21 protein-coding genes and 2 pseudogenes are annotated in these 21,284 nt (G+C 39.3%); 3 read left to right on the top strand and 20 right to left on the bottom strand.

All coding sequences use genetic code 11. The annotated features are described in order from the left end of the window. Nucleotides 1–322 precede the first annotated feature (322 nt). On the bottom strand, nucleotides 323–2,272 hold the full coding sequence (gene mutL, locus L0P31_RS02060; RefSeq protein WP_238095551.1) for a DNA mismatch repair endonuclease MutL: 1,950 nt from the start codon (nucleotides 2,270–2,272) through the stop codon (nucleotides 323–325). Nucleotides 2,273–2,583: 311 nt separating this feature from the next. Between mutL and L0P31_RS02055 the strand changes: the two genes are divergently transcribed. Both L0P31_RS02055 and L0P31_RS02050 read left to right on the top strand, forming a co-directional pair. Beyond that, the gene (locus L0P31_RS02055; RefSeq protein ID WP_100910952.1) at nucleotides 2,584–3,024 is read left to right on the top strand and encodes a LytTR family DNA-binding domain-containing protein; all 441 of its coding nucleotides are present in this window, start codon (nucleotides 2,584–2,586) and stop codon (nucleotides 3,022–3,024) included. Next, nucleotides 3,021–3,479 carry a DUF3021 domain-containing protein gene (locus tag L0P31_RS02050; RefSeq protein ID WP_238095549.1) on the top strand — a complete coding sequence of 153 codons (459 nt, stop codon included), beginning with the start codon at nucleotides 3,021–3,023 and terminating at the stop codon, nucleotides 3,477–3,479. The genes L0P31_RS02055 and L0P31_RS02050 overlap by 4 nt, the downstream gene beginning before the upstream one ends. Nucleotides 3,480–3,526: 47 nt before the next feature. Here L0P31_RS02050 and nrdI read toward each other — a convergent pair whose 3' ends face one another. The 5 genes from nrdI to L0P31_RS02025 all read right to left on the bottom strand — a co-directional run bounded on the left by nrdI (nucleotide 3,527) and on the right by L0P31_RS02025 (nucleotide 8,223). Beyond that, nucleotides 3,527–3,991 (bottom strand): class Ib ribonucleoside-diphosphate reductase assembly flavoprotein NrdI, encoded by a 465-nt coding sequence (gene nrdI, locus L0P31_RS02045; protein ID WP_238095547.1) that lies wholly within the window; start codon nucleotides 3,989–3,991, stop codon nucleotides 3,527–3,529. A 77-nt stretch (nucleotides 3,992–4,068) separates the two neighbouring features. Next, a complete protein-coding gene (locus tag L0P31_RS02040) occupies nucleotides 4,069–4,602 on the bottom strand; it encodes an ABC transporter permease (protein ID WP_153210257.1) in 534 nt (177 codons plus the stop codon). A gap of 60 nt (nucleotides 4,603–4,662) precedes the next feature. After that, nucleotides 4,663–5,949 (bottom strand): response regulator transcription factor, encoded by a 1,287-nt coding sequence (locus tag L0P31_RS02035; protein ID WP_238095544.1) that lies wholly within the window; start codon nucleotides 5,947–5,949, stop codon nucleotides 4,663–4,665. 11 nt (nucleotides 5,950–5,960) lie between these two features. Then, nucleotides 5,961–7,631, bottom strand: a complete 1,671-nt coding sequence (locus tag L0P31_RS02030; protein WP_337926980.1) for a sensor histidine kinase — start codon at nucleotides 7,629–7,631, stop codon at nucleotides 5,961–5,963. Next, on the bottom strand, nucleotides 7,609–8,223 hold the full coding sequence (locus L0P31_RS02025; RefSeq protein WP_238095539.1) for a YesL family protein: 615 nt from the start codon (nucleotides 8,221–8,223) through the stop codon (nucleotides 7,609–7,611). The genes L0P31_RS02030 and L0P31_RS02025 overlap by 23 nt, the downstream gene beginning before the upstream one ends. Before the next feature lie 134 nt (nucleotides 8,224–8,357). Between L0P31_RS02025 and L0P31_RS02020 the strand changes: the two genes are divergently transcribed. Then, nucleotides 8,358–8,927 (top strand): MptD family putative ECF transporter S component, encoded by a 570-nt coding sequence (locus L0P31_RS02020; protein ID WP_223340039.1) that lies wholly within the window; start codon nucleotides 8,358–8,360, stop codon nucleotides 8,925–8,927. Nucleotides 8,928–9,016: 89 nt separating this feature from the next. Here the strand turns inward: L0P31_RS02020 and L0P31_RS02015 are convergent. From L0P31_RS02015 to L0P31_RS01950, 14 genes and pseudogenes are all read right to left on the bottom strand, one after another. Further along, a pseudogene (locus L0P31_RS02015) lies at nucleotides 9,017–9,127 on the bottom strand (ABC transporter permease); the annotation flags it as partial. 109 nt (nucleotides 9,128–9,236) lie between these two features. Further along, a pseudogene (locus tag L0P31_RS02010) lies at nucleotides 9,237–9,362 on the bottom strand (ABC transporter permease); the annotation flags it as partial. Between the two features lie 16 nt (nucleotides 9,363–9,378). Beyond that, nucleotides 9,379–10,623, bottom strand: a complete 1,245-nt coding sequence (locus tag L0P31_RS02005; protein WP_238095537.1) for an MFS transporter — start codon at nucleotides 10,621–10,623, stop codon at nucleotides 9,379–9,381. Continuing rightward, entirely contained in the window at nucleotides 10,620–12,554 is a 1,935-nt protein-coding gene (locus L0P31_RS02000; protein ID WP_049502606.1) for a class III lanthionine synthetase LanKC N-terminal domain-containing protein, read from the bottom strand. The genes L0P31_RS02005 and L0P31_RS02000 overlap by 4 nt, the downstream gene beginning before the upstream one ends. Before the next feature lie 341 nt (nucleotides 12,555–12,895). Then, a complete protein-coding gene (locus tag L0P31_RS01995; protein WP_237447168.1) occupies nucleotides 12,896–13,633 on the bottom strand; it encodes an Rgg family transcriptional regulator in 738 nt (245 codons plus the stop codon). Between the two features lie 261 nt (nucleotides 13,634–13,894). Continuing rightward, the gene (locus L0P31_RS01990; protein WP_000444647.1) at nucleotides 13,895–14,587 is read right to left on the bottom strand and encodes a methionine ABC transporter permease; all 693 of its coding nucleotides are present in this window, start codon (nucleotides 14,585–14,587) and stop codon (nucleotides 13,895–13,897) included. 1 nt (nucleotide 14,588) lies between these two features. Next, nucleotides 14,589–15,650 carry a methionine ABC transporter ATP-binding protein gene (locus L0P31_RS01985; RefSeq protein WP_000085666.1) on the bottom strand — a complete coding sequence of 354 codons (1,062 nt, stop codon included), beginning with the start codon at nucleotides 15,648–15,650 and terminating at the stop codon, nucleotides 14,589–14,591. Next, complete coding sequence (locus tag L0P31_RS01980; RefSeq protein ID WP_000231807.1) at nucleotides 15,643–17,016, bottom strand: M20 family metallopeptidase; 1,374 nt, start codon at nucleotides 17,014–17,016, stop codon at nucleotides 15,643–15,645. Before L0P31_RS01980 ends, L0P31_RS01985 begins: the two co-directional genes overlap by 8 nt. Nucleotides 17,017–17,112: 96 nt before the next feature. Beyond that, nucleotides 17,113–17,967, bottom strand: coding sequence for a MetQ/NlpA family ABC transporter substrate-binding protein (locus tag L0P31_RS01975; protein ID WP_049500710.1), 855 nt, complete (start codon nucleotides 17,965–17,967; stop codon nucleotides 17,113–17,115). Nucleotides 17,968–18,120: 153 nt separating this feature from the next. Next, complete coding sequence (locus tag L0P31_RS01970; protein WP_004254995.1) at nucleotides 18,121–18,951, bottom strand: amino acid ABC transporter substrate-binding protein; 831 nt, start codon at nucleotides 18,949–18,951, stop codon at nucleotides 18,121–18,123. Between the two features lie 255 nt (nucleotides 18,952–19,206). Next, the gene (locus L0P31_RS01965; RefSeq protein WP_000253936.1) at nucleotides 19,207–19,530 is read right to left on the bottom strand and encodes an AzlD domain-containing protein; all 324 of its coding nucleotides are present in this window, start codon (nucleotides 19,528–19,530) and stop codon (nucleotides 19,207–19,209) included. After that, nucleotides 19,520–20,215 carry an AzlC family ABC transporter permease gene (locus L0P31_RS01960; RefSeq protein WP_238095535.1) on the bottom strand — a complete coding sequence of 232 codons (696 nt, stop codon included), beginning with the start codon at nucleotides 20,213–20,215 and terminating at the stop codon, nucleotides 19,520–19,522. The genes L0P31_RS01965 and L0P31_RS01960 overlap by 11 nt, the downstream gene beginning before the upstream one ends. Nucleotides 20,216–20,455: 240 nt before the next feature. Continuing rightward, nucleotides 20,456–20,968 (bottom strand): HdeD family acid-resistance protein, encoded by a 513-nt coding sequence (locus tag L0P31_RS01955; protein WP_000036821.1) that lies wholly within the window; start codon nucleotides 20,966–20,968, stop codon nucleotides 20,456–20,458. Beyond that, nucleotides 20,968–21,267, bottom strand: coding sequence for a hypothetical protein (locus tag L0P31_RS01950; protein WP_238095533.1), 300 nt, complete (start codon nucleotides 21,265–21,267; stop codon nucleotides 20,968–20,970). Before L0P31_RS01950 ends, L0P31_RS01955 begins: the two co-directional genes overlap by 1 nt. Between the last annotated feature and the right edge of the window lie 17 nt (nucleotides 21,268–21,284).

Raw genomic sequence — 21,284 nt, 5'->3', positions numbered from 1 at the left:
AACACAGCTTCGATGTTACAAACAAAACTGGCAAAATTAGCTCAAAACACTGTTTTGAGATTACATATAAAACTGATGTGATTTAAAGAGATTTTTGACGAGTATTCGGAAAAAAGCAAATATTTCCATGATAAAACGCATAGAATCAAGGTTTTTGAACACCTAATTTTATGCGTTTTTCTGATTTTAAAAATTTTTCCCAGATTTTTTTGTACTTTTATACTCAATGAAAATCAAAAAGCAAACTAGGAAGCTAGCCGCAAGCTGTACTTGAGTACGGTAAGGGGACGCTGACGTGGTTTGAAGAGATTTTCAAAGAGTATTAATATTTCCCCAACTCACGGAGACTGGTGTGATTTTCCTGAATACGTCGGAACATCTTTTCCATATCCGACTTGGTAAAATGCACCAAAACAGGGCGTCCGTGAGGACAGTTGTAGGGATTGTCACATTGAGAAAGCTGATAAAGAAGCTGTCTAGCTGAATGGTCATCAATACGATGGTTGGCCTTGATAGACCGCTTGCAGGACATCATGATAGCCAGCTCTGCTCGGTATTTCTTGATAGAAACTTCCTTGGTCAAGAGCAGCATGTCGCACATTTCATAGATACCTGACTCAATCTCTTCCTCTGCCATCCAAATAGGATGCTCCCGTAGGATAAATTGATTTTCCCCGTACTCTGCTAGAAAGACACCCACTCCCTCCAAAAGAGGCATTCTTTCCTTAAGACGAAGAGCATCATCCGCAGGAAATTCAAAGATGTAGGGCACTAGGAGTTGTTGTTGACTTTGGTCAACATCGCCAATGCTTTCACGATATTCCTCATACTTGACCCGTTCCTGCGCCGCGTGCTGGTCTATGATATAGAGCCCATCTCGCCCTTGGGCAAAGAGATAAGTCCCATGCATTTGTCCGAAAAATTCCAACTCTGGGAAGCTGGATGATTCTTCTCGCTCCAGCTTATCATAAGCCTTATCAAGACTAGCTAGATCTAACTCTGGATGGTCTAATTGGTCGTAGTTAGCTGGCTTTCTCTCTGCAAAATGCAGTTTTGCTGGCTTGGTCAATTGGTCCAAAGTTTCTTTGGCAAACAGGGTCAAATCCTGTCCTTCATCAGTCAATTCTACCTGATAATCAGCCACCTCAGCTTGACTGGGCCTTGACGGCTCAGTTTTCTCATAGTAGAGCGTATTTTCTTTGAGTGGGAGAATGGTCTGCTCCACCTTCTCACGATTGCGCACAGTCGATTTGGCAAGATTTTCCAAGGCATCAGGTATCAAGGTTTGCTCCTTGAGACTATTTGCAATGGCTTCTGAAACCAGGGTCATTAGTTCTTTTTCCTTGGAAATCCGCACCTCTTGCTTGGTTGGGTGCACATTGACATCCGCTAGATAAGGGTCGATATGAATGTGAATGACAGCCAGTGGAAAACGGCCTACCATAAGCTTACTGCCATAGCCGTCTAGAATTGCACGATTGAGCAGGAAGTTCTTGATATAACGGCCATTGATGAAGAGACTGATATAGTTGCGATTGGCCCGAGTTAACTCAGGCAAGGACACAAAGCCAGAAATTTCGAAATCAAGGTCAGAATTCTCAATTTCAATCATCTTCTTGGCACTCGCCAAACCGTAAATCCCTGCAATAGCTTGGCGCAGTTGACCAGTCCCTGCTGTCCGCGTCATTTCCTTACCATCACTAATCAAGCTAAAAGAAATCTCAGGATGGGCCAAGCCCAGACGGTTGACAATATCAATGATATGAGATAACTCTGCTTGCTGGCTCTTCATATACTTGAGACGGGCAGGCGTGTTGAAAAAGAGGTCCTCCACACAAACCTTGGTTCCCACAGGACTGGTCGCTGGGATGACTTCTTCAACTTCTCCCCCACGCGCGACGAGCTTGGTTCCATGACTTGCACCATCCATCGCCGTCAATAGAGTCAGTACACTGACAGACGCGATAGAGGGCAGGGCTTCACCACGAAAACCAAGCGTCCGAATTCGAAAGAGATCTGCTTGATTTTTTATCTTACTAGTCGCATGGCGGCGCAAGGCCAATTCCACCTCATCGTGAGCAATTCCATGACCATTATCTGTGATTTGGATTTTCTTGAGACCTGCTTCCTCAATCTCAATGGTAATTTGACTAGAGCCCGCGTCAATGGCATTTTCTACCAACTCTTTGACCACACTGGCAGGACGTTCGATAACCTCTCCAGCTGCAATCTGGTTTGCCAGCACCTCTGGCAATTCAATAATATGAGACATCTTTCAGCCCCTTTCTGTATCTGTTTTCCTAGAAATTGATTAGTGCTATTATACCATATTTCAGAAAGGACAGAAAAGCAAGCGCCACATAGGAGTAAAATCCCGCCACATAGACAAAGTCCCTTGCCAGGGGGCATAAAATAGTGGTATACTCAATAAAAATCAAAGAGCAAACTAGAAAGCTAGGTGCAGACAGTACTTTAGTACGGCAAGACGACGCTGACGTGGTTTGAATTTGATTTTTGAAGAGTATTAATAAAGATGTACAAGAAGTGAGATTAATTTTGTATGAAAAACAAGGAGAGAAGTTTATGAAAATAGAACTACAGATTAGTGAAACTTACAAGGAGGAAAAGCTGATTGTCCAAGCACCTCAAGAAACCGATAAAATCCAGAAAGTCATTGAGTTCGCAGAAAATCTGGACCAAAAAGAAACAATCAAAGGAAAGATTGATGATCAGGTCTATCTCGTTGAGATTGGTAAGATACAGCGCTTCTATATCGAGAATCGGAAGGTTCTTGCAGAAACGGCTAGCCAGACCTACAATATTGATTTACGACTCTATCAGGTTCTTGAAATTCTGCCAACCAATTTTATCCAAATTTCCCAATCAGAAATCATCAATATCAACTCCATCTCTCATCTCAAGCTAACCCCAAACGGCCTAGTAAAAATTTTCTTGAAAAACGAAAGCTTCACCTACTCTTCACGCCGTTACCTAAAAACCATCAAGGAGAAATTAGAACTATGAAAAAACAAATCTTCCACGACGCAGCTACTGGTGTCCTCATCGGCCTCATCCTCTCTATCATCTTTTCACTCATTTATGCACCAAATACCTACGCTCCACTGAGTCCCGAGTCTCTCATCGGCCAAGTGATGACCCAACATCAGATTCACGGTGCCCTGGTCTTGCTCTACTGCACACTGATCTGGGCAGCCATCGGTATTCTCTTCAACTTTGGCAAGCGATTATTCAGCCGTGACTGGAGCTTGCTCCGTGCAACTCTGACTCATTTCTTCCTTATGCTAGTAGGATTTATCCCATTAGCAACCCTAGCAGGTTGGTTCCCCTTCCACTGGATTTTCTACCTCCAACTCATTATCGAGTTTGCGATTGTCTACCTCATCATTTGGACTATTTCCTATAAAAGAGCATCAAAAAAAGTAGACCATATCAATCAACTCTTGAAGCATAAAAAGTAAGAGTGCTGATAAAACCACTTGGAATAATAAAAAAGTCAAGCCTAAGCTCAACTTTCCAACTCATACAAATCTGCGATAATAGCTGCGACACGTTTGATATCTCCCAGCATGCCTCGCATTTCAAAGTCAGCCAAGACAGGGAAACCAAAACGTTGACTGTATTGCTTAGCTGTCAAGCAGTATTGGTTATTAAAGTTACGATTGCCTGAACCAACTACACCAAAACACTTACTAGCATTGTCACCATAGGCGATAAAATCCCCCACTGGTGTCGTCAAAATCTCGACATCTCCGTTATCCACGCCATTCCCACCTTCTAGGTAGGTCGGCAAAAAAGCAACATAAGGATTATCCATCTCATAGAAATCGCGGCCTTCCTTGACCAAATCCTTGATATGAATCTTTTGAACCTCAATTCCCTCGTACTGGGACAAGAGATAGTCTTTCAAGCGTGTCACAAAACTCTCGGTATTACCGCTCAGACTGATATAAACTAAAGAAATTATCTTCATATGTACCTCCATGATTTTATCTATAATCGAAAAATAACTACCAAGATTGTAACTTGATAGTTATTTTTTGTCAATACTTAGGCAAGTTCTTCTGTTTCCTCTTCTTCTGCCAAGGCTTTTTGCTGACGCCACATCTTGTAAAAGACAAGAGCTAGGAAAAGAACATTGATAACGATATAGAAAATGCTGACAGCTTTTGAACCAATACCCATTGTCAAACGAATAGTTTCATCTTGAACCAGCTGCAAAGCGTCTTGTAAAGTCACATAGGTATAAATCGAACCAATAATGGCTAGCAAAACATAGCCGACATAAGTATAGTTTGCATACTGCAAATTCTTACGAACAAGGAATACAATCGCTACTACCACTAAAATAGCAGATAGTACAACCAAGGCCACATTAAAAATAGAATGAGATGCTTCTGCCACTCTATAGCTAAAATTAATGCTATCTTCTACCTGCTGAGCACTGACCCCTGCAACTTGTTTTTGAGCAGCACGAAGGACTTCTTTACTAGGCAAGGGCTTCAAAAGTTCAAACAGAGACGTAGCTGAAATAAGGGCAGACAAGATGAGCAAGACCCATAGATAAATTGGTTTCTTTTTCATGATAGAACCTCCTGATGTTATTATTGATATTATAGCACTTTTTGTAAAGGGATACAAATATTATAGTGTCGTTTCTACCTGTTTTCGGTAAGCTTTTGGCGATTTTCCGCACAATTTTCGGAACACTTTATAGAAATATCCAACATTACTGTAACCAACAGCATAACAAATATCTTCGATACTGTCACTAGTTGAAAGCAAGAGCTGTTGGGCAGCCTTGATGCGTTGTTTGTTTAAAAGCTCTGCAAAGGTCGAATTGGTTTCTCGCTTAATCAACTGTCCCAGATAGACAGGATTGATAAAGAGATCCTTACTGATATCCTTGAGGGAAAGTTCTTTCTGATAATCACGCCCAATGACTTCTAGCACACTAACCACATTTTCATTCATCCGATATTGTCCAAAGAATCGAGTCAGAGTTTCCTTGATATAAGGAACCAATTCATCGAAGGATTGAATAGCATGAATCGTTTTGACAATGTCCGTCATATCATCAGCTTTGAGATGTTCAAACAAGTGAAAGACATCCATGACAAACTGGATAAAAAGCTGCTTGGTAATTGGAACACGGGGTGTATTTTCAAGAACTACCTTCTCCAAGAGATTTAACTCTTCTACGATTTGATTGAGATTTCCCTGAATGATAACCCTATAAATCGGTTCGTAATAGGTAAAGAGACTCTCAGACTGTTGTAGATTTACAGAGCCGTAAAAGAGGGCTTTCTCAGCATTCAGCTTCCAGCGTTCAAAGTGTTCTTGATAAGGAGCTTCAAAGGGAGTAACGACTAAACCATCTAGGGGTTGATCAGAAATGAAAATCTGCCAGTCTTGACCCAAGACATAGTAGGGAATGGTGAAGGAGCCTTGTTTTTCCTTGGATAGGCCTATCCACCAATCCTCCTTATCCCCTAAATAACTAACAAATCCAGCCTCGTCTAAATCTTGACTGAGGGTCTGACTTTTCTTTCCTCTCTCGCCGAGCTGACCTGCAATCTTCTCCAGCAGATTTCCCAACTCTACTTTATCAACAGGCTTGACCAAATAATCTACAACCTTGAGGTTCATAGCCTTTTTGACATAATCAAACTCCTGATAACCTGAGAGCAGGATATAGGCAGCATCTGGTAAAATTTCTTTCATCTTTCGAATCATATCAAGCCCTGTTTTGTCGGGCATATTGACATCGGAAATGACCACATCGACAGGATTTTCTTGAACATATTCTAGGGCTTCATCGGCATGACTGGCTGTTGCGACGACCTCCATATCCCACTTATCAAAGGGAATCAAACGTTTCAGACCTTCTGTCACCATGTACTCATCATCTACTAATAATACTTTATACATTTTCTCCCTTTCTACTCATCTTGAATTGTAATGCGATACTGAACACCTGCTTGCTCCGCAGACTCTATAGTAATAGCATAGCGGTCCCCAAAATAGAGCACAAAACGCTCATGGACATTGACAATCCCGATAGATTGCTTTTGATCACTGTAACTGGCTTGGTGTTCAAAATGTCTCTGACTTAATTTTTCTCGAATACTTGTCAGTTTTTCAACCGACATTCCGCGGCCATTATCGACCACCAAAATTTCTACAAAACCATCCTGTTTAAGCGCCTTGATGCTAATCACATTATCTGTCCGTCTGTGGTCAACACCATGCGCGAAATAATTTTCTACCAGCGGTTGCAAGGTAAACTTAGGAATCTTCATATTCTCTAACTCTGGATCTATCTTGAAACCATAGGCAATGGACTTGGGATAGCGTACCATGCAGAGATAGCTGTATTTACGGCAAAATTCTAATTCCTGTTTGAGAAGAGTTTCTCTTTCGTCGGAAATATTGTTACGCAAAAGACTACTGAATTCATAAATGATATCTGCCAACTCATCTTGACTTTGCATAACTGCATACATGCGCAAGAACTCCAGCGTATTATACATAAAATGAGGATTGATTTGCGCCTGCAAGGCCCGCATATTGGCATCTTTTTGACTAAGCTCTAACTGATAAATATCATGGATATTCTTTTCCAAGCGATCCAACATATCATTGGTCGTCTCCGCGATTAGGAGCAATTCCTGATCCTTTTCAAGCGTATCAATGCGAAGACCTTCTTGTCCTTGGGCAATAGCTTGGATGGAATCCACCAGGTCCACTACCTGCTTTTGATAATTAGCAAAAGTCTGCCTCAAAGTCAGATAGAGAATGACAATAAAGAGAAGGCTCAAACCCACAATCAAAGCAGAGCTAGCCACTGTTCCTTGTAAAACAAAGTTTTTAGGAACTGCCACCTGAACCTGATATCCATGAGAAGTCATACCAACAAACCAGTTCTCATGTTCCCTATTGACCCTCTCACCAATATGAAAAATCTCCGTATCAAATGGTGATGTCACAGTAACAGCCATCGGAATATGACCTCGGGTATTGTCAATAGCATGGTATAAAACTTCTGGATCCAAGGAGATGTAAATCACTCCTATAGATTGATCCGTTGCTGGGTCCAGAACTGGAATTCCAAAACTATTGGCCTCTGGTTTAAAGGCCTCAGCAGGCAAGATATGACCACTTCTTTTATCCCTTGTTGACACATAAACTTCTTTAAAATCCTGCAAGACGATTGCAACACCCGTTATAGAGTCATTTTGGACATAAAGATCATCAATGTTTTCATACAGAGAAATAGAAGTTGACGAAGCCGCTTGATGCTCCAACAGCCAATAAAAATACTCAGAAGTTGACAAGCTAAAGTACTTATAAACCCCTTGTATCCGTTCTTGATTAGCTACTAAATCTTGCGCCAGTTGGGCTGATTCCCGATAATAATACTCCACCTCATCGACTGTTCGAGTGGTTACACGCTGGGCTACTCTTTGAGCTTCCTTTTCCCGTGAATCCCAGTCAGCGTAAGAGAGTAAGATTGCAAAACTCGCAATAATAATCATCATAACTGAACTGTAGGTTCTTAGAAGCGTATGTAGCCAAAACTGCTTCATTCTATTTTGTCGCCAATTTTTCATGGATACTTTCATAGACCGGTTCCAACATATCACTGATAAAGAAATGCCACATCCCAATTCCTACAAAGAAAAGTAGGGCAGGCATATAGTAACCAATTGCCACAAGTAGCACTGTCCCAAGGAGAACCTTGGCCACAGCCGCTAAGCTCATAAAGATGCCAATAAAGGATAGTTTGAGACTATTTCGATAGGACAAATCAAAATAAACTTGTAATTTCAAAGATACTGTATAAGCCAAAAACAGCAGGGCAACTACTAGAACATTCAAAAAGGTCGCAATCAAATGAATAATAGTCTGATGAGGCAATTGCACCAAGAGATACAGGCCATAGACCAAAACTAGATCCACCCCTAAAAAGCTATAGAAAATCAGGTTGCTTGAGACGAAATTTTGCTTATAAAGAGACCACGCCTCCTTCAAACTGTATTCCCGAAAGCTATAACCATGTTCTGCATACAGGCTCATCAAGGTGGCACTAGCCGGCGCTAGACCAAGGATAATCCCTCCTGCTAAAGTTAATAACCAAAAGAAGGCTGTCGCAATCATCCCTAAAAAGAAACGATTAAAGACAAAGTCTAAAAATCTCCCCATGATATCCCCCTAAAAATAACTATGAAACTATTATATCATATTTCAAGCGTTTTCAAAAACTTCTAGTATCCATTTACAATCCCACCAAACCATGGTAAAATGAGAATTGTGAAAAAATTATCAGGAGACAATTCATGAAGAAATCTATCTTAACTACACTGCTTTTTGCAGTTCTTTACTTCCTCTGCATGGGGATTGGTGTCCTTTTGGGCAATCTCTTTGACCAAACTGGAAACATGTTTTATGCGCCTGCCTTTACTGCCCTTGTCGGCGGTAGCGTCTATATGATCCTAGTCGCAAAAGTTCCGCGCTTTGGAGCCATTACCACTATCGGCCTTGTTATTGCTCTCTTTTTCTTGGGAACTAAACACGGTGCCGGTGCCTTCCTTCCTGGAATTATCTGTGGCCTCCTAGCAGATGGAGTAGCTAGCCTCGGAAAATACAAGGACCAAACAAAGAACCTCCTTTCTTTCCTTATTTTTGCCTTTAGCACATCAGGACCAATCTTGCTTATGTGGATTGCGCCCAAAGCCTATATGGCAACCCTTCTAGCAAGAGGAAAATCCCAAGAATATATCGACCGTATCATGGTCGCGCTAAATCCTGGAACCGTCCTTCTATTTATCGCAAGTATTGTCATCGGAGCCCTAGTGGGTGCCTTGATTGGACAAGCCTTGAGTAAAAAATTGGCACAGAAAATCTGATTACTAAAAAAGAGCCACACGGCTCTTTTTTATTTGGCTCTATAATATTTGTAGTGGGTAAATCCCCTATGGATATTATGGCGCCTATTTTATTTATGCCTCAATTTCTTAGTCAAGAAATCTCCCAAGAATTGGATTGCAAAGATAATCAAAATGATAATGATGGTTGCCAAGATAGTCACATCGTGATTGTAGCGGTTAATACTCAATGAAAATCAAAGAGCAAACTAGGAAGCTAGCCGCAGGCTGTACTTGAGTACGGCAAGGCAACGCTGACGTGGTTTGAATTTGATTTTTGAAGAGTATAAATCCATAAGCGACGGATACGTTACCAATACCACCAGCTCCAACCGCTCCGGCCATGGCTGTTTCACCAACAAGGGAAATCAAGGTCACAGTCGTCACACGAATCAAATCTGGCAGACCTTCTAGTAAGCCTGATTTTCCTAGGTTAAAATTTTTTACCCGAAAAACTTCTTTTTTCTAGTGATAAAATCAACCCTATCACACTCACTACCAAAAACACCCACCAACAAAGCCTGATATCTTGTAAAGCTAAGAAGGAAAATACAGACATCCCCAAGGGTAATGTTAGGGAAAAAATCATACTCAAGAGATTATTACTTCTAGCTAATACATCCGCGCTCAAATTAGACAATAACAGAGTATCTAATTTAGGCATTGATTTCGACATCAAATACATGACAAAAGCTAAGCAAGCAACACCTACTAGAGGAGAAAAATCTAAAATATTAGCAGTAGCAAGTAATACAAACAGAATTGCATTGAGCGATAGCAATCTTGAAAACGACCATTTACCAAAATAATCATGGGGAGTTAGGCTACCAATAATAGCTCCTCCCAAGCTAACACATTCAATTAAAAATAGGGCCTGAGCATAGCTGAGATGATAGATAGTATGGTCTAATAAGTAAAAGTGATAAATACCTCCAACAGCTCCTCCCAAAGTATTCATTACCAAAATGACAAGAATAATTTTAAACAATGATTTACTTTCTCTCTGTCTAAATATATCATCCATGTCCGCATAGATTGCCTTAACTTGTTGGAGTAAACTAATCGACTTATCCTCTACACTTACAGACAAATGCGTCAATTTTCTTCTATTTTTGAACAAAATAAGAGAAGATAGTAAAAAGAAGCCAGCATTCACAATCGCAACAAAAGAAAAATTTTGATTGCTGGTTGTGAGTAACCACACTCCTAAGGCTTGACCTCCTAGATTTGATAAATAGGAAACAAACTGAGTAAATGAATAAGCTTCATAGAGCTTATCTTCCGAAATATTATGCTGGATAATCGGCATACGAAGGCCTGCTGTATAATCCGATAAAATATCTGAACAGATATTAACCATACAGATAAAAGCAAACGTCACGAAGTTCTGGTCATGAATCACACTAGCAATCAAAAGAAATAGTAGACTTTGCACACAACCAACCCAGATAATTGTCCCTGCTTTATTCCGAGTATGATCAGCCTTAATCCCAACATAAAAAGTAAATAGGAAAGGTAAAATCGTAATCATATTCGCCATAAATACAGCTATATTTTTAAAGGGCAGACTCGCAGCATAAACGATAAATACCAGATTATAAATATAAGCTCCACTTGAGCTTAAAAACCTCGATAAGGTAAGTATTCTAAATAAATGATGTCTTAAGAATAGTTTCATAACAGACCTCCTTGGCAATCCAGTAAACTATCAATCTTCACTCTAGGAATAAGATTTTCTGTATTTAACCCCACGTCCTTTAGAATAGAACTAGTTATTAATAATTCTTTTGCTACTACAATAAATTCATTATTAGGAAAATATTTGTTAACTGCTAACAGAGTATCTGCTAACCCATCCATTCCCATCCAATATCCAGAAAACTGAGCATACTCAACCAATATACTCGAACTCAGATCCAAAATAATATCTTTGTATTTAAATGGATCAATATATAACAACATTCTTATGACCCCAGATGTTCCATCTAACAAATAAGGAGAAACTGTTGTGGTAGAATTTTTCAAAAATTTTCTACCACCTATGTCTAACAGATTGGATAATACAATCTCAATACCTCTACTTATAGTATATCTGCTGAAAGAAATTTTATGTAAAAAAATTAAAAATCCCGATAAACCATTTAAACCATAAGTATTAAAACTATCAAATATATCCAACGATTCATCAGAGGTTATATCTATACTTTCTGTAAAATCAAATCTTGACTCTAATAAATTCAGAAATTCTTCGTCACTTAGTGGTATAAATGCCGTACTTGAGGACGTAATTTTTGTTTCTTTCTGTCTCTCTGCATATATATTTGAAAATATTTTTTTAGCAGTATGTATATCTGGATTATCACTAAATAGATAATTTATTAGAATATCTATGTTCGTTACTATTCCTTTTTGAAGAAGTAATTCTTTTACTTTATTAGTTTTTAAAGCTTCTTCTTCTCTCAAGTGTAATCTCCCCAGTAAAAATAACATCAAGTTTGCAACTTTATAACAATCTGCTTTTTTACCTTCTATACAATTCCATTTTTTTAAACAAATGTCATTATAAATACCTACTGTCGGAGATTCAGATGATTGATATGAGTTTTCTAAGTCAATAAAATACAAATCTAACATTTCTGTAATCAGAATATTATCTGAATGAATATCATTCAACACAATATTTTCTTTATGAAAATATTCAACCACTTCAATTATTTTTTCAAAAATTCTTAATAAAGTAAGAAAATTGGAGTAATTTTTAATAATGTCACTACTAGAATAAGAATATAAGTTATAATCATCTACAAAATCTTTTAATGTGTAGCCGTCTATAAATTCATAAATAAAATATCCATTTGTCCATTCATTAATATTTTCAAGCGATTTGGGAATATATTTGATTAGCTTCTTAGATAACTCCCACTCTCTTTCTCTAAACTCCCTCTTTTCTACATTTATATATGATAAAACGAAATTACGGCATTCCTTTATCACAACTTTCCTATTATATTTTTTTGAATTAGCTAAATAGATATTACCGCCATTACTAGATTTTATTATTGAATTTATTTCATAATTATTAGACATGTATGTATCTTCAAATATTTGAGGTTCTTGAATATCTTCAATCCATTTAGGTAAGTCAAAATAAGATTTTTGATAATCTTGCCAAACTTCCCCATCTGGTCCATACATACTAGGTAAGCCGTCAATTAAATGCGCTTCATTAACAATATTACATCCAAATCTGTAGAAAATATTATTTGAATTTTTATATTTTCTATCACTTAGTATATAAATACCTTGGAAATCACAAGGTATTTTTTGATAAAGCTTTTCAAGTAAATCTATACAGTGATCTCTATTCTTTGGATAAATAGTTATAAACTTCCCTGATTCTGCAGATGATTCATTTTCTGAAAAATTTTTATAAATTTTATCAAAGTCAGACAAACATTTATACATAGTTCTTTCTCGTTCTAGCAACTTACTAACTATATCAAATACTTGTGTATAATTCTTTATAGTAGCAGAAATATGAATTTTAAAACCAAATTCTTCCAATTTATATAAATTATCATTATAGTATGTGAAGTCCATTCTATCCATAGTTCACCTTTTTACAAATAGATAAAGGAGTATGATATACAAATCTATACTCCTTATAAAATATTGCCAATCTGAGTTCATTATCCTTTATGAACTGAACATTTGTAAGTAGCTACAAATTCTTTGACTGGTTCTGCATGTTTTGATGCAGTCATTGCAAATTTTGTCATTTCTGTTACCTCCTTTGTTTTATGGAACCAGTATAACAAAAAAAGTGGGGCTCCCCACTTTTTTGTAATATATTTTTTCTGAAAATAGAAACTCTAGCGCCTAGAAACTACTAATTATCAATCCATCTACAAGGCTATTTATTTTTCATCAGTCGATGTAACGAGAATATATTACAAATCTTTATTTGAAAGTTGATTTGCAAAATAGTTTTCATAGTATCTTGCACCATCTACATACTCTAAATCTTGTAAGATTGTAATGCCTCTCTGGATTTTTTCAAGACCCTTATTTTTTACATTAAAAATAGTATCATAATACCCTTTAGCAATCATATAAATGATTTTAAGATAAGCTTGAGATTCTGGCAATTCTCGTTTTTCAATCTGAAAGATAAAATAATCTGCTTTTAATTTATCCTTTTCCTCTATCGCTTTAAAGAGTCCATTAATTAAAATGGTGTCAATACCAACTTTGTTACTAGGTAAAGAGCCTAATAAATCCGTCTTTTGCAACATCTCCCTAGAATATTTAAAATAGAGGGGCAGAGGAAACAAAGTAGAAATCGTTGAAAATAGTTCCAATTCATAATTTCCCCAGATGTCAATAGTAAAAAAATAGTCATAGAGAAAAGTCAGTTCTTCATCCGTTGCTCTTATTTCTGAATCAAAAAACACAAGAAGGCTTTTGATACGAATCATTTGTAAAAGATAGCTTGTTTCACCACTTGATCTATACTTTTGAGTCGTCTCTTCATACAAGGAATGGAGAGAATCAATCCCTTCTCTATCATATAAATCCCAAAGATTTTCTTGAAAAGCCAAAACCTTTTTCTGAGAAAAACCACGTACCAAGTACATAAATTCATTCAAATCAGAGTGGATGTTATCTAAGGCAGTAATCAATTTCATAGATGATAGGTCTGCTTCTCCACGCTCAAATTTGCTAAGCATGGAATAAGTAAACTCTCCTCCCGTCGCCTCCTGTAGAGATACATTCCGACTCTTTCTCAATTCTTTAAAAACTTCTCCCAGATTTTGCATATTGACTCCCCACAATTCTTAACTCTCTAACTCATAAAAGTAACGGTTGATAGCAACCAGTACAGAAAATTTCAAGTCTTGACTATAACGACAACTCCTATGAATGATGTACAGATTGCCTAGATCTCTTTATTTATGGCTCAATTTCTTGGTCAAGAAATCTCCCAAGAATTGGATTGCAAAGATAATCAAAATGATAATGATGGTTGCCAAGATAGTCACATCGTGATTGTAGCGGTTAAATCCATAAGCGATGGCTACGTTACCAATACCGCCAGCTCCAACCGCTCCGGCCATGGCTGTTTCACCAACAAGGGAAATCAAGGTCACAGTCGTCACACGGATCAAATCTGGAAGGCCTTCTGATAGGTAAACACCTACGATATCCCAGAATGTAGCTCCGCTAGCTTGAGCCGCCTCAATGACACCACCATCTAGCTCAGCCAATACCACCTGTACTTGACGGGCAAAGAAGGCAAAGACTGCAAAAGATAGCGGTACGATAGCCGCATTTGGACCAATGCTTGTTCCTACGATTAGATGAGAAAAGGGTGACAAGACTGCCAAGAGAATGATAAATGGCACCGCACGGAAAATAGAGGTAATCTTATCCAAAATCCAGAAAACGACTTTATTTTCCAAGACACCACCTGGCGCTGTCAAGACAAGGAAGAGACCTGCCACTAGCCCCAAGAACCCTCCGATGATGAAGGAAAGAACTGTCATATAGAGGGTTAGGTAGATGGCTGTTCCCCAACCTGCTTGACCAGCCCAGCCCATCTTATAGACATTTGGTAAATAGGTTTGAATCAATGATTCCATCTTACTGTCCTCCCTTCAATACTTTTAGTTGCACACCTGCTTGACGAATGGCTTCTTGGGCACCTGCCAACGCTGCTTTTTCACCAGACAGTACCACAACCAATTCTCCAACAGGAGTTCCATCGAGGATTTCGATATTTCCATAGAGGATATTAGCCGTTACTTGGTAATGCTTGTACAATTCATTCAAAAGTGGCTCGTCTGTTGAAGCACCTGCATACTTGAGTTGCACCAAAAGGCTGTTTTCAGACAGATGTTCCACGATTTCTTGCTTCTCGATTTTGACCATGGCTTCATCAATACCTGTAGCTGTTGAGATAAAGTCTTGGGTCAAAGGTTGTTTAGGATCTGAGAAGATTTCAAGAACGCTGCCCTCTTCAATCAAATGCCCATCCTGCATGACTGCCACACGGTTGGCAATGTCTTTGACAATCTGCATTTCATGCGTAATCAAGACAACAGTCAAGCCTAATTTTTGGTTCAAATCTTGCAACAAGGCTAAAATCTGCTTGGTTGTCTTAGGGTCAAGGGCAGAAGTTGACTCGTCTGAAATCAAGATTTTTGGATCATTGGCTAAGGCACGCGCAATGGCCACACGCTGTTTTTGCCCTCCAGATAGTTGTGAAGGGTAGTTTTCAGCACGGTCTGCCAAGCCAACCAAGTCCAACAACTTAGCTACTTTAGCCTTCTTTTCTTCCTTGCTGAGTCCAGAATGTTTAAGGGCAAAGGCTACATTCTCCTCTGCTGTCTTTTGGCTCATCAGGTTAAAATGCTGGAAAATCATTCCGATATCTTGACGTTTACGACGCAACTGCTCTGCTGTCAAGGTCACCTTGCCATCAAAAATCACATCATCGTCAATGGTAATTTTCCCTGCAGATGGTTTTTGCAAGAGATTAATCACCCGTACAAGGGTTGATTTCCCTGCTCCAGAATATCCAACGATTCCGTAGATATCCCCTTCTTGGATGTGAATGGTCACATCCTTGACCGCCGTGATGGTTCTCTTCTTTTGGTGAAAAGTCACATCGATCTGATCTAACTTGATAATATCTCTACTCATAGCTTCTAATCAGCTCCTCTACTAATTCAATATGGGTGTAGTAATCGGCGATTCGCACGTTCTCATCTCCACCGTGGTCTCGACTATTGGCATTTCCTAGACCGAAAGCCACCATTGGTACCTCTAGGGCATCAAAGACCGTATGCATAGGCCCTGTCCCAGCTGTAGTCGGCAAGACTGAAACGCCCTGTGGATAGAATTTCTTGGCCAACTCGATTACATTGAGAATGGCTGGCGCGCTCATATCGCTGCGATAACTCATCTCTCCCAAGGTATAGTATAATTCTACCTTATCAAAGCCATTTTTGTCTAGCTGTTTCCGAATTTTTTCCAGAACATCATGCGGTTCTAGACCAGGAACCAAACGAACTTCCAACTTAGCGCTGGCTTCTGCTGGCAAAATCGTTTTAACTCCTTGTCCTTGATAACCTGACTGAATCCCTTCGATATTAAGGGCTGGTTCAAAAAAGAAACGTTTTAGAAAGGCTGCACGATCCTCTTGTAAAAGAGGCAATTCCAAACCATAAATCTGGCTGATTTCCCCTGGATTTCGTTGGGCATAGGTATCCACCAAGGCCAATTCTCGTTCATTCGGCTCTTGAACTTCTTCGTACAAACCTTCAACCAAGATACGGCCATCTGCTGCACGAAGAGACTGTAAGGCTTGAAGGAGGTACCAGGGAGCTGATTCCACAACCCCACCATAACTCGAATGGATATCCACATCAGCACTTTTTACCTTGGCATCAAAGGTTACAATCCCTTTATTTCCACCAGAAATTTCTAGCTGTTCCAAGGCATTTTTGGTCCCTTGTTCCCAGACCAACAAATCTGCCCCACGGAGTTTATCCGCATGTTTTTCCAGATACTTATCTAGGTCTGTCGAGGCCGATTCCTCCGCTCCCTCCATGATAAAACTGATATTGACAGGCAGGTCATCGTGGTGCTGCATGTATTTTCTCAAAGCACTCAAACGAGCTGTGATATGACCCTTGTCGTCATCAACCCCACGCCCATACATGAAGCCATTGCGCACCGAAAGCGTAAAGGGATCCTCTGTCCAGACCTGATCCCCATCCGCTGGCACAGTGTCATAGTGGTTATAGAAAATCAGGGTCTTGGCATCTGGACGCGAACTCTTGAAATGTGCCATGACAAAAGGCGCCGTATAAGTCTCATCAATCTCCACTTCAGCCCCCACACGCTTGAAAATCTCACCCAGATAGTTGGCAACTTCTTTGAGACCCACCTGCTGGGCAAAGACTGATTTCTTAGAAATCAAGGTACGCAAAACTTCAAAATAATGCTGGGCCACATGATCCTTTTCAAATTTTTCAATTTGTTCTTGTTCGCTAGGAAAAACCATATTCTCTCTACCTTTCTATGAACTACTCTTCCTGACAATCCATGCTCTATACAAAATCAAGAGGTGGAATTTTCTCTCCCACCTCCCTGTTTCTTATTACCAAACTGGTTGATCCAAACCGTCTGATGTTTCTTCGATAACTTTTTTCACTTCATCTGTGTGGTAAGCTGCGATTACTTTCTTGATAGCATCAGCCTTAGGTGATGTTTCCCAATCTTTTTTCGCAACGATGATGTTATACCATTGTTTTGAGTTTTCATCAGCTTGTTCTTTGAAAAGAGCTTTCTTGTAGTCCAATTTTGCTTCTGTAACGAAGGTATTGTTTACAACAGCAGCGTCAACTGATGACAATGAACGAGCTGTTTGGCTAGCGTCCAATTCAGTGATTTTCAAGTTCTTTGGATTTTCTTTGATGTTAGCAACTGTTGCAAGAGCAGTTCCAGAAACATCCAATTTAATCAAGCCAGCTGATTGAAGCAAGTAAAGCGCACGACTTTCGTTTGTAGCATCGTTCGGTACAGCGATTTCTCCGTTTGCTGGGATGTCTTCTACTTTAGTGTACTTGTTGTCGCCTCCATTCAAACCTGAGTAAAGACGGATTGGAGAGATGTAAGTATCTGCAATCGCTACAAGGTCTTTTCCGTTTTCTTTGTTCCAGTTGTTCAAGAAGTTATAGTGTTGGAAAGCGTTCAAATCTACTTCGCCATCAGCAGTTGCCTTGTTTGGTTGTGAGTAGTCTGTGAACTCTGTAAATTCCAAAGTGATACCGTCTTTTTTAACCAATTCTTGAATTTTGTCCCAACGTTTTTCTTCAGAACCGCTACGGTTAACAGTTGCAATTTTAATAGTTGTTGCATTGTCTGCTTTCTTTTCTGAGTTTCCGCAAGCTGCAAGAGCCAAACCTGCGACTGTAGCAAGGGCTGCTAGGCCAAGCCATTTTTTGATTTTCATGATTCTTTCTCCTTAAAAATAATACCGTACTAGTATCTCACAATTTGTTTGATTTCACAAATTGTTATTAGATAGTCAGATATATAGTTTAAAACTATATCCTTAAAAACTGAGAAATCACCCACCTGATTCAGAATGGATGATTTCAAAAAATTATTTAATATCAGCTTCTGCTGGTAGATAAGTGTCTCCGAAGAATTGTTTAGACAATTTTTCAAGGGTTCCGTCTTTGTAGAGTTCTTGGATACGTTTGTCTACAAATGTTTTCAACTCATCTTGACCTTTAGCAAGAAGTGGGTAAACATAAGGTTGTTGGTCGCTTGGAAGTTCGATCACTTTCAAGTTGTCCAAACCTTGGTCCTTGATGACTGTTTCAACACCGATTTTATCAAAAATCTTGTAGTCAAACTGGCCATCGCTCAAGCGTCCCATGATTTGTTGGAAGTCTGCTTTAGTATACTTTAGGACAGTTGGATTATCTGAATGTTGTTTGTTGTAGTCTTCTAGCTGTTTAGCAGATGTTGTCCCTTGAACAACTTCTGTTGATTTTCCACCGATATCATCAAGCGATTTGATGCTAGGGTCATCTTTTTTCACTACAAGAACGTTAGGGTTTTTAGCAGTTGGAGCTGCATAAAGGTATTTTTCAGCACGTTCTTTAGTGTAGCTGATGTTGCTAACAGCCATATTGTAACGGTCGGCATCAAGTCCTGCAAAGACTCCTGACCACTCTGTCTTCTCAAACTTGACATCATACTTGTCAGAGTCTTTAAAGATAGCGCGAACCACTTCAATTTCGTAACCAGTCAATTCGCCATTTTCTTCATAGTTGAATGGTTTTGGTGTAGCATTAGTTGCAACGATAATTTCTTTCTTGCTAGCTGCTTCTCCTTCTTTCTTAGCACCACCTGAGCAAGCTGCTAACACACCTGCAGCAACAAGGCCTAAGGCAGCAAGAGATGAGTATTTAACGATTTTTTTCATGTCATTTCCTCCAAAATAGAATACCTTATAATCTTAACAGAAAAAGACCATTTACGCCATTATATGATATCTATCTCTGTGATAGGTTTTCTTTATGGCTAATTTATACTCAATGAAAATCAAAGAGCAAACTAGAAAGCTAGCCGCAGGTTGCTCAAAGCACTGCTTTGAGGTTGTAGATAGAACTGACGAAGTCAGTAACATATATACGGTAAGGCGACGCTGACGTGGTTTGAATTTGATTTTCGAAGAGTATTAAAAGACCAAACGCAAGACTGCAATTAAGACTACTCCAAAGAGAACTGTTCCGACTAGATTGCGGTAGCGAAAGGCTACCCAAGCTGTTGGAAAGACGGCTAAGAAGTCTAGCCATTTGATTTGAGGAAGACTCCCAACCTTACCTGTCACTACGCTTGACAGAATCAAGGCAAAGATAATGGAAACGGGCAAGAATTTCAAAAAACGCTCAACGATTGCAGGCAAGCCCTTATACTTGACCAAGATGAAGGGAATCATACGGGGAATCCAAGTCACCAAGCCAGAGAAAATAACTGCTAATAAAAGATACTTACTGACCATCTAAAATCACCCCCATGCTACAACCAAGTAGCGTCGCAAACAGAACAGCTAGAGACTGAGACACCACTGTCAAGAGTAAAAAGAAGGACACCGCAACAACCGCTAGGATAATGAGCAGATTGCGGACTGGTATCCGTCTTTGCATAATCTGGAATTGTGAAGCAAAAATTCCGATGAACATCCCAACCAAAGCAAAGTCCAGCCCAAAGATTTCTGGATTTGGTAGCAGGCCACCTAGAGCCGTTCCAACCACTGTTCCCACAAACCAAGCCACATAGCTGTTGAGATTGTTGCCATGCATCCACATCGGATTGACCTTGTCTGTATGGGCCAATTCGCCCATCAAAACGCCGTAAGTCTCATCTGTCAAGAGACTAGACATACCAATATTTTGCCAGAGACTGGTATGACGGAAATAGGTTGATGCGTGTAAGCTCAACAAAAAGAGACGCAAATTGATTAGAAAAACCGTCATAGCAATAGCCGCTACAGGTGCTTGAACCGCAATCAGGGCCAACATGGCAAACTGGGCACTCCCAGCATAAACAAAGAGGCTCATCAAGCCCATCTCCACAGGTGTCACATAAGGCGCACCAATAATTCCACAGGCCAGACCAATACTGATATAACCAAGGGCCGTTGGCATGGCTGCCTGCGCCCCCTCCCAAAATCCTTTTTCTTTCATCTTTCTCCTCATATTGTCTTAATAATACTCAATGAAAATCAAAGAGCAAACTAGAAAGCTGGCCACAGGTTGCTCAAAACATTGTTTTGAGGTTGCAGATAGAAGCTGACGCAGTTTGAAGAGATTTTCGAAGAGTATAAGTAGGCTGAAAAGGCTCCAGCCATAGCATGGACTATTATAACACATTCAGGAAAGAGAAAAAAGTCTGCTGATTGTAATCAGACAGACTCCATTTTATTCTTATTTAATCTTGAAGAATTGAACAATTGCCACAATACCTTGATAAATAAAGACAAAGGCAATGGTGTAACTAATATAGAGACCGGTCATCAATGGGTGTCCCATCATGATTAAACCTGCTACGATTCCTAAAATCCCCATCCAAACTAGAGGGGTACCTACCGATTTATCCGTCTTACGAACCTTGAAACCAACGATAGTTTTTGTAATACCATTTGTCAAGGCCCATAAAGAAATGATAAATGGTACAAATGTTACCATTTCAATAAAGCTACCTGAGAACAAGGTAAGAGCGAGGATGAGGGTAACAATTCCTCCAAATAAATTCCAGCCATGCTTTTCTTCTGATTTGAAGTATTGTACAATCTCAGAAATCCCTTGAACTGCAAATACAAGTGCAAACCAGAAAGTCATGGAAGCCAAGCTAATAAGAGGATGTGCAAACATATTAAAACCTACAAAAACTGCAAAAATACCCGCAATTAGTAACAACCATTTCCAAATTTTCGACATTATTTTTCTCCTTTTTTAGAGGAATCTTCCTCTAGTATTCCATAAATCATCATATCCAAAACCTGTGATAATTGATGTTCATATCCTGAAACCAAGTCAGGCAAACTGCTATCTGACGAAACAGTTAAATAATAGGAACGAAACATATCCTGAATCAATCGCAGATAGTCCATAGCTCGTTTCTCATCAATATGCTCTTTCAGTTTGGATTCTGATATAAGTTTTTGACAAACTTGTTCATTCAAGTCCAAAAAGATAGCTTTTGGATTCTGATATAAGTTTTTGACAAACTTGTTCATTCAAGTCCAAAAAGATA

This window comes from Streptococcus mitis (assembly GCF_022137125.1).
In the GTDB taxonomy this organism is placed as follows: Bacteria; Bacillota; Bacilli; order Lactobacillales; family Streptococcaceae; genus Streptococcus; species Streptococcus mitis_CE.
This window is presented reverse-complemented; position numbering and strand designations above follow the sequence as displayed.